Genomic DNA, 11395 nt, shown 5'->3' with positions numbered 1-11395 from the left:
CGCCGCCGGCCGGGCCGTCGCGCACGGCGCGCGCGCCGGGTCGGCCCCGCTCGACGACACCGAGGCCGCGATCGTCGACCTGGGAGCGGCCCTCGAGCTGGTGCAGGCCTGCGCCCTCGTCCACGACGACATCATCGACGCCTCGCAGACCCGGCGCGGCCGGCCGACGGTCCACCGGGTCTTCGGTGAGCGCCACCGCTCCGGGCGCTGGCAGGGCGACGCCGACCGGTTCGGCGAATCGGTGGCGATCCTCGTCGGCGACCTCGCACTGGCCTGGGCCGACGACCTCGTCGCCCCCCTGCCGTCGCGCATCGCGCCGGTGTGGCGCACGATGCGCACCGAGGTCCTGGCCGGCCAACTCCTCGACATCACCGGCGAGGCGAGGCGCGACGAGTCCCTCGCCGCCGCCGAGCGCGTCATCGAGTACAAGACCGCCGGCTACACCGTCACGAGGCCACTCGAACTCGGCGCGGTCCTCGGTGGCGCCGACGAGCCGCTGATCGCACAGCTGCGGGCCATCGGTCTGAGCCTGGGCACCGCCTTCCAACTGCGCGACGACCTCCTGGGCGTCTACGGGGACCCGGTCCTGACCGGCAAGCCGTCCGGCGACGACCTGATCACCGGCAAGCGGACGGTCCTGATCGCCGAGGGAGTCGCGCGCGCCGACGCCGGGCAGGCCGCGCGACTGCGGGCGCTGCTGGGCACGCCACTCAACGACGACGGCCTGGCGCGGGCGCGGACGATCCTCACCGACACGGGGGCGCAGGCGGCCGTCGAGGACCGGATCGAGTCCGAGCTCGCCGCCGCCCTCACCGGGATCGCAGCCCTGCCGACCTCGGAAGCGGCACGCGGGCGACTGGTCGACTTGGCCGACCGCATCACCCACCGCACGGCTTAGGCCGCGGGCCCGCGGCGGGCGCGGTCTACGATCGCAGCGTGACGTGGCGAGCATGGTGGCGGCAGCGGGAGTTCCCCGTCGGCGTGGTCGGTTCGATCCTGGTCGCCCTCGGCGCCTTCGGCGTCGCCGACGTCCCCCGGCTGAACACCGTGGCCGCCGACGCCGGCCTGGAGTGGCTCACCTACGGCCACGGAAAGACACTGGCGGCGGTCACCTTCTGGACCGGAGTCGCAATCCTGGTCGTCTGCTGGGTCCGCATCGGGCGGCTGGTCGCCGATCCGGACTCGCCCGTGTCCGTGCGCGCCATGCAGGCCGCGGTGCTCGCGTGGGCCGCCCCGCTCACGATGACCGTCCCGATCTACAGCCGCGACGTCTACGCCTACCTCGCCCAGGCCGAGGTGTTCCGCGCCGGGTTCAACCCGTATGCGGACGGACCCGTCCACCAGCCCGGGCCGATGCTCGACTCGATGGCCCAGGTCTGGGCCGCCACCACCGCCCCGTACGGCCCGACGTTCATGTGGCTGGGCCGCGGCGTCGCCGCGCTCGCCGACGGCAACGTCATCCTCGGCGTCCAACTGATGCGCGCGGTCCTGATCCCGGGCCTGCTGTTGAGCCTGTGGGCCATCCCGAGCCTGGCCCGCCATTTCGGCGCCTCCGGCCAGCAGGGCCTGTGGTTGGCGCTCCTCAACCCGATGATCCTCATCCACCTCGTGGCCGGCGCCCACGTCGAACTGCTGATGATGGGCGTACTGGTCACCGGCGTCACCCTCGCCGTGTCGGGCCGACACGCCTGGGGCCTGGCCCTGCTCGGCCTCGCGGCGACCATCAAGATCACCGCCGCCGTCGCCGTGCCCTTCGTGTTCTGGATCTGGCTGTCGCACCTGCGCCGCGACGGCCGACCCGTCGGGCGCGGACGCGTCGTCGCCGTGTTCGCGGCCACCGCGGCGATACCGCTCGCGGTCTTCGGCGCGATCACCGCGGTCAGCGGCCTCGGCCTGGGCTGGCTCACCGGCCTCGGCTGGGCGGGGCGGATCATCAACTGGCTGTCGGTGCCGACGCTCGTGGGCCACCTGATCACCTGGATCGCCGCCCCCTGGCACGCCTGGAACCTGCAAGCCGTCCTCGTCTACACCCGCGGCGCCGGCGCCGCCGCACTCGCCGTGATCCTGGTCTTCCTCTGGATCCGCTTCCGGCAGAACGAGCGCCGGGCCATGGCCGGGATGACCCTGTCGATGCTCGCCGTCCTACTCCTGGAGCCGTCGACGCTGCCCTGGTACTACACGTGGGTGCTGTGCCTGGCCGTGGCGTTCACGCTGCCCGGCCGGGTCCGCGCCGTCGTCGTACTCGCCTCGACGGTCCTGTTGATCGTCTTCCAACCCGACGATTCGATCGTGTTGTACAAGCCACTCGAGCTCCTGCTGGCCTTCGGCCTGGGGATCCTGGCGGCCGTGTCGCTGCTGCACCCTGACCCGCTGAAGCTGAGGTCGCTGACCGCTCGGCCCTGATGTGGGATCATGTGACCATGGTCACAACACATGCCGCAGCGCCGACGCTGGCGGACGTCGACTTCAACCGCCGCGACCACGAGGACCGGCCGCTCCGGCCGATCCCGCCGGGCCGCGACGACTTCGCCGACCGCTGGCGGCCCAGTCGCGAATACCTCTTCGGGTCGTGGATCGACATCGACGAGGACATCGCGCCGTCCGACTTCACCCGGGCCCGCGACGACATGTTCTGGCAGGCCGACGAGCACATCGTCCCGGTCGTCGACCTCTTCGAGCGCGAGGGTTCGGCCACCATGCGCCCCCTCTTCGAGCGCGCCCTCACCCAGGGCATCGACTCGGTCCCCGACGCCCCGCCCGAACTGGTCGCCTTCTTCCGGCGCGCCACCGAGCGCCCGCCGTGGCTGGATCTGAAGTCGGCCGACCGCGGTCGCATCCTGATTTCGAGCGCTTCTCTGTCCGCGCAGCGCCTCGTCGTCGGTTGGGCCCTGTTCGAGACGGCGATGACCGGCGACATCTCCGCGGCGACCGGCGCCACCGGCCGGTTCAAGCAGGACTCAGTCCGCCGCTACGTCGAGACCTTCCGGATGTTCGCCCTGGCGACGAAGCCGGACATCTACGACCCGACGACCGAGGTGTTCCAGACCATCACCAGGGTGCGGCTCATGCACGCTCTCGCCAGCCGCGGTCTGCGGAAGGCCTGGGGCGACGAGCACTACCTGAAGTACGGCGAACCGATCGCGGCGACCTCGCTCCTCGCTTTCGGCAACGGCCCGCTGCTCACCCGGCTCGTCGACCACCGGCTCGGTCGGCGCCTGTCCGCCCGCGACCTGGACGACATCGCGATGTACGCGGGGTGGTTCGGTCACCTCATCGGCGCCCCGGACCGGCTGCGGGCGCGCGACGGGCAAGAGATGATCCGCTCCCTGGACTACGTCTTCTCCCGCGGCGGGGATCCGTCGGGGTGGCGCGAGGAACTCATGCACACCGTCCGACAACCCGTCGACGCCTTCACCGACACCTACCTGTCCTGGTGGCCGGGAATCGCCCGTTCCCTGCTCGTCTCGGCCGGGTGCAAGGGGTTCGCCGCGGCCGCGATCGCACCGCTGGTGCCGGTGTTCGGACTCGGCGAGGTCCGCGAGTTCGTCGACGGGGCGCCCGAGTTCTACGTCTCCTACCGGCTCCACGGCGAGCTGTACAAGCGTGTCGGACAACTGAACGCCCGCGCCGCCGGCCTTCGCGACAGGATGCCGGGCACCAACGCGGTGCGGCGCGTCCTCTATCGGAACGGGCCGCCCGGAATCGACCGGCTCGTCGACGGGATGGCAGCCTTCGCCCGGCGCTATCACGACATCGCGATGGCGTACACGCACCACGACGGGTCGACCTCCGGCAAGGGCTTCGCCGAGCCCCGGATGGCGGCGGGCTAGCCGCCGGGCCTCGGTCCGGCTAGAACGCCGCCGCCTGCGCGCGACGGATGACCTCGCGCGCGGAATGCGTGTGAATCGCCGCGGCCGGGTACATCCCCAGGTCGTCGATCTCGGTGAACAGCCAGTGCATCGCCTCGTCGCGGGTGAACCCGCCGTCGAGGAGGACCTCGACCAGGCCGTTGAAGTGCTTGGCGATGCCCTCGTCGTCGAGGAAGAGCGCCGGCACCCATGGCCGACCGTCGCGCGATAATGCGAGCAGGTGATGGTCGTGGATCAGTGTGCGGACGCGGTTGGCCGATACCCCCAGGCGGGCGGCCACGTCCTCGAGCGACAGCACCTCGGCGTCGTCGGGCAGGCAATCGTCGGACAGCGGCAGCGAGCTCACCCCTCAAGCGTACCCACCACCACCCGGCTCCGCCTCCCCGCCGCGGGCCGGGTCGACCGGTAGATTCGCAAGGGTGAATCCCGGCCACTCCCCGGCGGCCGCGACCAGTGACCGCCTCATCGGCGCTCTCGTCGACCGCCGCTACCGCATCGACGCGCTGATCGCGCGCGGCGGCATGAGCGCGGTGTACCTCGGCCACGACGAGCGCCTGCAGCGACCCGTTGCCGTGAAGGTGATGGACGCGGCCTATCGCGACGACCCGGTGTTCCTCAAGCGCTTCGAGTTCGAGGCGCGCGCCGTCGCCGGTCTCAAGCACCCGGGGTTGATCAACGTCTACGACCAGGGCATCGACGAGCCGGTCGTCTTCCTGGTAATGGAGCTCGTCGAGGGCGGCAGCCTGCGCGAACTGCTGCGCGAACGCGGCCCGATGCCCCCACACGCCGTGTCGGCGGTCATGCAGCCGGTCCTGGGCGGATTGGGCACCGCGCACGCGGCCGGGCTGGTCCACCGCGACGTCAAGCCGGAGAACATCCTGATCTCCGACGACGGCGACGTGAAGATCGCCGACTTCGGATTGGTGCGGGCCGTCGCCGAGGCGGGTATCACCTCGGCCAGCGTCATCCTCGGCACCGCCGCCTACCTGTCGCCCGAGCAGGTCGAGTCCACCAAGGCCGATGCCCGGTCGGACGTGTACTCGGCCGGCGTCGTCATGTTCGAGCTGTTGACCGGGCGCACCCCGTTCCACGGCGACACCCCGCTGGGGCTGGCCTATGCGCGGCTGACCTATGACGTCCCCGCCCCCGGAGATGTGGTCGACGGAGTGCCCCGCCAGCTCGACGAGATCGTGTTGCGCGCCACCGAGCGCAATCCCGTCGATCGCTTCGACGACGGCTTCGACATGGCGCGCGCACTGGCGCAGGCGGCCGACGACCTGGATCTGCCCCGGTTCACCGTGCCGGCTCCCCAACGATCGGCCGAACGGGCCACCGCTGCGCGGCTGCGCCGCGAACGCGCCGCCCAGGCCGACTTCCACCGCGCCGATCCCGATCGAGTCGGAATCGGGCCCGCCGGCACCGCGCTGATGGGCGGTGAATCCCCCGCCGACCGGCTCGGCCACAACGACCGGGGACACCACTTCAGCAGCATCCTCGAACGCGACGACCACGCGGACCAGGACGAGGACTACGGCACGCCGGCCTTCACCGGTGCCGGGCCACTCACCGTCGTCGCGTGGCTGGGGGTGCTGATCGTGCTGCTGGGCGCCATCGCCGCCACCGGCTGGTGGATCGGTGCGCACCTGATCATGGACCTGTAGCGGCCCGAGAACGCCTCAGCCGCGCAGCATCTCCGCGACGAGGAACGCCAGCTCGAGCGACTGCTGGGTGTTGAGCCGCGGATCGCAGGCCGTCTCGTACCGGCCGGCCAGATCGTCGTCGGAGATCTCCTGCGCGCCGCCGAGGCATTCGGTGACGTTCTCGCCGGTGAGCTCGATGTGGATGCCGCCCGGGTGGCTGCCCAACGCGCGGTGCACCTCGAAGAAGCCCTGCACCTCGTCGACGATGCGGTCGAAGTGGCGGGTCTTGTACCCGGTCGACGCCTCGTGGGTGTTGCCGTGCATCGGGTCGCACTGCCAGATGACCTTGTGGCCGGTCGCCTCGACGGCGGACACGATCGGCGGCAGGGCGTCGCGCACCTTGCCGTTGCCCATGCGCGCGACGAGCGTCAACCGCCCCGGCGTGTTGTGCGGGTCGAGCCGCTCGACGTATTCGACGGCCTGCTCCGGCGTGGTCGTCGGGCCGATCTTGACCCCGATCGGGTTGCTGATCAGCTCCGCGAAGGCGATGTGGGCGCCGTCGAGCTGCCGGGTGCGCTCACCGATCCAGAGGAAGTGGGCCGACAGGTCGTACAGCACCTGGCCCTCCTGCCCCTCGGGGGCCTGGGCGAGCCGCAGCATCGCGCGCTCGTAGTCGAGCACCAGCGCCTCGTGCGAGGCGAAGATCTCCGCCGACTCCAGGCTCGCGTCACGCACACCGCAGGCGTCCATGAAGTTCAGCCCGCGGTCGATCTCGGCGGCCAGAGCCTCGTAGCGGGCGCCGGCCGGCGACGTGCGGACGAACTCGCGGTTCCAGTCGTGGACCTTGTGCAGCCGCGCCTCCGACCCGGTCAGGGCACGCACGAGGTTCATCGCCGCGGCGGCGTTGGCGTAGGCGCGCACCAGGCGCGACGGGTCGTGGGCGCGGACCGCCGCGTCGGGTGGGAAACCGTTCACCATGTCGCCCCGGTAGGACGGCAGGCCGAGCGAGTCGGTGTCGGCCGACCGCGGCTTGGCGTACTGGCCGGCGATGCGCGCGACCTTCACCACCGGCATGCTGGCGCCGTAGGTCAGCACGACCGCCATCTGCAGCAGCGTGCGGATGTTGCCCTTGATGTGCGGCTCGGTGTTGTCGGCGAAGGTTTCGGCGCAGTCGCCGCCCTGCAGCAGGAAGGCCTCCCCGCGCGCGACCTCGGCGAGGCGGGCCGAGAGCGTCTCGACCTCGGCGGGCATGCAGATCGGCGGCACGCTCTCGAGCACGGTCCTCATGCGGGCGGCCTCGTCGGCCGACCAGCTCGGCTGCTGCAGCGCCGGGCGGGAGATCGCATCCTCGAATCGTTGCTGCAGGTCCCCGGGCAGCGGGGGCAGCTCGGGCAGCTCGTCGATCGGTACGTCGACAGTCCAATTCACCACGGCAACAGCCTAATCGACCGCATTCGGCCCGACGATCCGCTCCCACTTGGCGAGGTTGTGCCGAGCATCGGCGAGGGCATCGTGCGCATCGTCGGGCAGGCTGGGCAGCGGCGGCCGGCCCGCCTCCTCCCACACCTGGCGCAATTCGCGGGTGTAGCGCGGCAGCTCGCGCGGCAGGGCCGTCATCGGGCCCCACAGCTGGCAGAGCACCACGTGGTCGTAGGCGCCGGTCCACGCCCACAGCTCCACCGGGCCCGGGTCGGCGGTGAGGAAGTCGTACAGCTCGTCGCGGATCTGCCGCCGGGACCGCCACAGTTTTGACGCCGGTGACGGCAACTTGGGCAGCACGTTGGCGCGCACCCAATCTCCCGCCCGCTCGGGGTCGAACTCGGTGGAGACGGCGTAGTACTCGCGGCCGTCGGCCGACACCACCCCGATCGACACCAGGTCGATGGTGCGCCCGTCCTCGATGAACTCGGTGTCGTAGAAGAACCGCATGGGCACCAGTATCCGCCACACCCGGGCGGGGCGCTGTCCGCGGTGTACTCTGTGATCCCGTGCGCTACAGGTCAATGTGGGCGACCGCGTTCCTGGCGGCGTCACTGGTCGGGCGGATCCTGTGGGTCGCTCTCAGCACCAACGGTGCCAACTTCGTCGACCTCCACGTCTACCGCGACGGCGCCGCGGGCCTGCCCGGCGGCACGCTCTACGACTTCGTCTACGACGGCCCCACCGCCACCCCGCTCCCCTTCACCTATCCGCCGTTCGCGGCGGTCGTGCTCTATCCGCTGAGCCTGCTGCCGTGGGACGTCGTGGCCTGGGGGTGGCAGGCGGCGACCGTCGCCGCGCTGTACGGCAGCGTTGTGCTCGCCCTGCGACTGTGCGGCCGACGAACCGGCGTGTACCCGGTCGCTGCACTGTGGACCGCCATCGCGGTCTGGTGCGAACCGGTCCGCGTCACGCTGGACTACGGGCAGATCAACGTGTTCCTCATGCTGGGCACCTTGGCCGCGGTGTCGTGGGCGCGCAGCCGGAAGGGTGAACTCGCCGGCGGTGCGCTGATCGGGTTGATGGCGGCCATCAAGCTGACCCCGGCGATCAGCGCAGTCTGGTACCTGGCGGTGCGCCGCCCGCTCGGTGCCGTCGCCGCGGCGGCCGCTTTCGGCGCGTCCCTGCTCGGCTGCCTGCTGTTCTTCCCGCAGGTCACGCGCACCTACTTCGGCGAACTGATCGGCGACGCCGATCGGATCGGCGAGCCCGAGCTCGTCATGAACCAGAGTCTGCGCGGGGCACTCTCCCGCCTCGTCGACCACGACGTCGGCACCGGCCTGCTCTGGATCGCGGCGGTCGTGGTGTCCACCGCCCTCGCCTTCGCCGCGTGGCGCGCGGTGCACCGCGACGGCAGCACCGACGACACCGATGACTGGCTGGCCGTCCTGCTCATCGTGCAGCTGCTGGGTCTGTTGGTCTCCCCCATCTCCTGGGTCCACCACTGGGTGTGGCTGGTGCCGCTGGCGATCTGGCTCTGGTTCGGCGGCGGGCGACAGCGCCCCGGCGGACGTGCGCTGGCGTGGACATGGTTCGCCGTCGGCATCGCCGGTGTGCCGTGGTTGCTGCGACTGGCCGAGCAGCACGACATCGCACTGCCGTCGGCCGTGACCGTCGTCGCGGGTGCCGCATGGCCGCTCCTGGCACTGGCGACGCTGGCCTGGCTGGCCCTCACACGGCCGGCGACGGCAGCCGCCGCGCAGCCCGCGGCCGAGTCCGAATCCGTCGCCGACTGACTCAGGCGGCCGGCGAGGAATCCGCGGAGGACTGACGCAGCACGTCCTCGGGCGTCGATCCGCTGTTCTTCAGGTCCGCGGCGTACAGGTCGACGTACTGCTGACCAGACAGCTGCATCAGGTCGTACATGATCTCGTCGGTGACGGCGCGCTCGATGAAGCGGTTGCCGCCCATGCCCTCGAAACGGGAGAAGTCCAACGGCTTGCCGATGTGCACCTCGATGCGCGCCAGCCGCGGGATGACCGTGCCGGGCGGGTTGAGGTCCTCGGTCCCCTTCATCGCCACCGGGATGACCGGCACGCCGGTCTCCAGCGCCAACCGGGCCAATCCGGTCTTGCCCTTGTAGAGACGCCCGTCCGGGGAACGGGTGCCCTCGGGGTACATCCCCATCAGCTCACCCTCGTCGAGCTTGCTCTTGGCGGCGTTCAGCGCACCGGCCGCCGCATCGGCACCGGAACGGTCGATCGGGATCTGGCCGGTGGAGCCGAAGAACCATCGTTGGAAGGCGCCCTTGAAGCCGGTGCCGGTGAAGTACTCGGCCTTGGCCAGGAAGTAGATGCGGCGCGGGATCACCAGCGGCAGGTAGAAGCTGTCGACGACCGCGAGGTGATTGCTGGCGAGGATCGCCGGTCCCGTCTTCGGGAGGTTCTCCAATCCGTAGACCTTGGGGCGGCCGATCAACCGCAGGAACGGACCCATCAGGATGTACTTGAAGATCCAAAACCACATGCCGCTGAGACTACCCCGGTCCGCCGACCGCGGTGCGCCGGATCCCCGTCGCCGGATCGGCGGTCACTCCCCCATCGTGGCGCGCGCCAGCGGCACGTCGCCGTCGGAACCCGCGGCCCTCGCCAACTCCGATCGGGCCACCTCGGCAGCGCCGATCATGCCGGCCGATTCGCCCAGTTGGGTGCCCCGGATGCGCGCGAGCGTGCGGTGCCCGGCACCGGTCAGCAGGGAGGCGTACTGCTCGCGCGCGTCGTCGAGGTAGAGCCCCGAGGCGCGGCCGACGCCGCCCGCGATGACGATGAGGTCGGGGTCGAAGACATCGGCGATCATCGCCAGCCCGTGCGCGAGCGAGGTGGCGAACGAGGCGAAGGCGGACAGGGCCAGCGGATCGCCCTCGTTGGCCGCGGCCGCGATGCGCCGACCGGTCACCGACCCGGGGTCGGCGGCCAGTTCCGCGGCGAGCGCCGACCGGCCCCATTCGCCGTTGGCGAGGAGTTCGACGACGGTGTCCACGAGCGCGGTGCCGCTGCAGTACCGCTCCCAGCAGCCGCGCTTGCCGCAGCCGCACGGCCGGCCGCCGGGGACGATCACCAGGTGCCCGAGCTCGGGTGCGACGCCGTGGCTGCCCCGGTAGAGCCGTCCTTCCAGCACCAGCCCGGCACCGATGCCGGTGCCGATCGCCAGGACCAGGGAGTTGTGGCCGTGACCGGCGGCGCCGTATCGCCACTCGGCGACCGCCGCGGCATTCGCGTCGTGCTCGGCGAAGACGGGCAGGCCGATGCGCGCGGACATTTCCTCGGCCACCCGCGCCTCCCGCCAGGGCAGGTGCGGTGCGAAGCGGACCGTTGAGCGGTCGCGGGTCAGGAAGCCAGCAATGGCCAGCCCCACCCCGGCCACCGACCAGCGCGCGCGCAATTCGCCGACCAATCGGTCGAGGCAGTGTTCGAGCGCCTCCGCCGTCGCCGGGGTGACCGCGCGCAGCGTGTCGAGCATCTGACCACGGTCGTCGACGACGGCGGCCCGCACGCTCGTGCCCCCGATGTCGATGCCGATGGTCGGTTCGCTCATCGGACCGGCGCGCCCGTCACCGGTGGTCCCGACCGATCGCGACGGCGATGTCCTGGTAGGCGGCCGCCGCGGCCTGCCCACCGTCGGCGGGCGCCGACCGCAGCACCTTGACCGCGGCTTCCAGGATGGCGATCAGGGTGGCGATCAGACGCGCCAACAGCTCGCCGACCTCGGCGAAGAGTGTGGAAATGTCGCCGGAGACCTCGGCGGCGAGGCCCTCGGCCACCGTGCCGGCGGCCGCGCCGGGCGCGAATACGCCGGCCAGGTGGTCGATCTGCGCGGCCAGGCCCGACAACAGTTCCCGGACCGCCTCGATCACCGCATCGGTCGAACCCGCACCGTTGCCGGTCCCACCGGCATCATTCGGAGTTCCCATGGGTCAAAACGGTACCCGACCGGGGTGGTCGGCGCGGCAGCGCTCACCTGCACGGGTGGCGGCGGTCGACTAGGCCGTCGGCCGGGTGGGCCACACCGACGGGTCGGGGGTGAACCGCACACACATCTCGTCGGCGTCCCAGTCCGCGCCCACCACCGAGCAGCGGCGAAGGACCGAGGGCAACCGCACGGGGAACCGGAAGCCGCTGATCGTGACCAGCAGGTCGTCGCCGGCCCGGCCCAGTCCCAACGCCGACGGGTCGGGCAACGGCTGGTGCCAGCGCATCTCGTAGACGGCGTCCACGCCGCTGCCCTCGACCCGCTCCACCGACGCCGCGGCCGTGCCGACGCGGGTGCCGGTCGGTTCGCGGAACTCGACGCCGAGTCGGCGCAACCGCGCCACCCGGTCGACCGGCCCGTCGAGCCGTGGGATCCGGGCCGCCGTCGCGGCGAGACCGGCCGCCGCGGCGGCCGCCTCGTCGTCGAATCCGTCGAGGG

11 protein-coding genes and 1 pseudogene are annotated in these 11395 nt (G+C 71.5%); 5 read left to right on the top strand and 7 right to left on the bottom strand.

Going from position 1 to position 11395, the window contains the following annotated elements:
* The 3 genes from QM634_RS12165 to QM634_RS12155 form a co-directional block, all read left to right on the top strand.
* Positions 1-898: polyprenyl synthetase family protein (locus tag QM634_RS12165; RefSeq protein WP_415043040.1), on the top strand; the 898-nt coding region annotated here is incomplete at its 5' end.
* 38 nt (positions 899-936) lie between these two features.
* On the top strand, positions 937-2403 hold the full coding sequence (gene mptB, locus QM634_RS12160; RefSeq protein ID WP_415043039.1) for a polyprenol phosphomannose-dependent alpha 1,6 mannosyltransferase MptB: 1467 nt from the start codon (positions 937-939) through the stop codon (positions 2401-2403).
* A 17-nt stretch (positions 2404-2420) separates the two neighbouring features.
* A complete protein-coding gene (locus QM634_RS12155; RefSeq protein ID WP_415043038.1) occupies positions 2421-3830 on the top strand; it encodes an oxygenase MpaB family protein in 1410 nt (469 codons plus the stop codon).
* A gap of 19 nt (positions 3831-3849) precedes the next feature.
* Here the strand turns inward: QM634_RS12155 and QM634_RS12150 are convergent, their stop codons facing one another.
* Complete coding sequence (locus QM634_RS12150) at positions 3850-4215, bottom strand: Rv2175c family DNA-binding protein (RefSeq protein WP_415043037.1); 366 nt, start codon at positions 4213-4215, stop codon at positions 3850-3852.
* A 118-nt stretch (positions 4216-4333) separates the two neighbouring features.
* Here QM634_RS12150 and QM634_RS12145 point away from each other — a divergent pair, with 118 nt between their 5' ends.
* Positions 4334-5530: a protein kinase domain-containing protein gene (locus QM634_RS12145; protein ID WP_415043041.1), complete on the top strand. Its 1197-nt coding sequence runs from the start codon at positions 4334-4336 to the stop codon at positions 5528-5530.
* A 15-nt stretch (positions 5531-5545) separates the two neighbouring features.
* On the opposite strand, the gene QM634_RS12140 is transcribed toward QM634_RS12145, so the two are convergent.
* Positions 5546-6940, bottom strand: coding sequence for a class II 3-deoxy-7-phosphoheptulonate synthase (locus QM634_RS12140; protein ID WP_415043036.1), 1395 nt, complete (start codon positions 6938-6940; stop codon positions 5546-5548).
* A 9-nt stretch (positions 6941-6949) separates the two neighbouring features.
* Positions 6950-7438, bottom strand: coding sequence for a polyadenylate-specific 3'-exoribonuclease AS (locus QM634_RS12135; protein ID WP_415043035.1), 489 nt, complete (start codon positions 7436-7438; stop codon positions 6950-6952).
* A 59-nt stretch (positions 7439-7497) separates the two neighbouring features.
* Between QM634_RS12135 and QM634_RS12130 the strand changes: the two genes are divergently transcribed.
* Complete coding sequence (locus QM634_RS12130) at positions 7498-8724, top strand: mannosyltransferase (RefSeq protein ID WP_415043034.1); 1227 nt, start codon at positions 7498-7500, stop codon at positions 8722-8724.
* Position 8725: 1 nt separating this feature from the next.
* Here QM634_RS12130 and QM634_RS12125 read toward each other — a convergent pair whose 3' ends face one another.
* From QM634_RS12125 to QM634_RS12110, 4 genes and pseudogenes are all read right to left on the bottom strand, one after another.
* On the bottom strand, positions 8726-9454 hold the full coding sequence (locus QM634_RS12125; RefSeq protein WP_415043033.1) for a lysophospholipid acyltransferase family protein: 729 nt from the start codon (positions 9452-9454) through the stop codon (positions 8726-8728).
* 63 nt (positions 9455-9517) lie between these two features.
* A complete protein-coding gene (locus QM634_RS12120) occupies positions 9518-10522 on the bottom strand; it encodes an ROK family protein (protein ID WP_415043032.1) in 1005 nt (334 codons plus the stop codon).
* 16 nt (positions 10523-10538) lie between these two features.
* Positions 10539-10898: a hypothetical protein gene (locus QM634_RS12115; RefSeq protein ID WP_415043031.1), complete on the bottom strand. Its 360-nt coding sequence runs from the start codon at positions 10896-10898 to the stop codon at positions 10539-10541.
* A gap of 69 nt (positions 10899-10967) precedes the next feature.
* Positions 10968-11395, bottom strand: a pseudogene (locus QM634_RS12110) (ArsA family ATPase); the annotation flags it as partial.

The organism is Gordonia sp. (in: high G+C Gram-positive bacteria), from assembly GCF_047606305.1.
Classification (GTDB): Bacteria; Actinomycetota; Actinomycetes; order Mycobacteriales; family Mycobacteriaceae; genus Gordonia.
The sequence above is the reverse complement of the archived record's forward strand: the minus strand, read 5'-3'. Positions and strand labels throughout refer to the sequence as shown.

Excerpts from the sequence above, each read along its gene's own strand:
- QM634_RS12115 (WP_415043031.1), bottom strand. The coding sequence starts at position 10,898 with ATGGGAACTCCGAATGATGCCGGTGGGACCGGCAACGGTGCGGGTTCG.
- QM634_RS12120 (WP_415043032.1), bottom strand. The coding sequence starts at position 10,522 with ATGAGCGAACCGACCATCGGCATCGACATCGGGGGCACGAGCGTGCGG.
- QM634_RS12135 (WP_415043035.1), bottom strand. The coding sequence starts at position 7,438 with ATGCGGTTCTTCTACGACACCGAGTTCATCGAGGACGGGCGCACCATC.
- QM634_RS12155 (WP_415043038.1), top strand. The coding sequence starts at position 2,421 with ATGGTCACAACACATGCCGCAGCGCCGACGCTGGCGGACGTCGACTTC.
- QM634_RS12125 (WP_415043033.1), bottom strand. The coding sequence starts at position 9,454 with ATGTGGTTTTGGATCTTCAAGTACATCCTGATGGGTCCGTTCCTGCGG.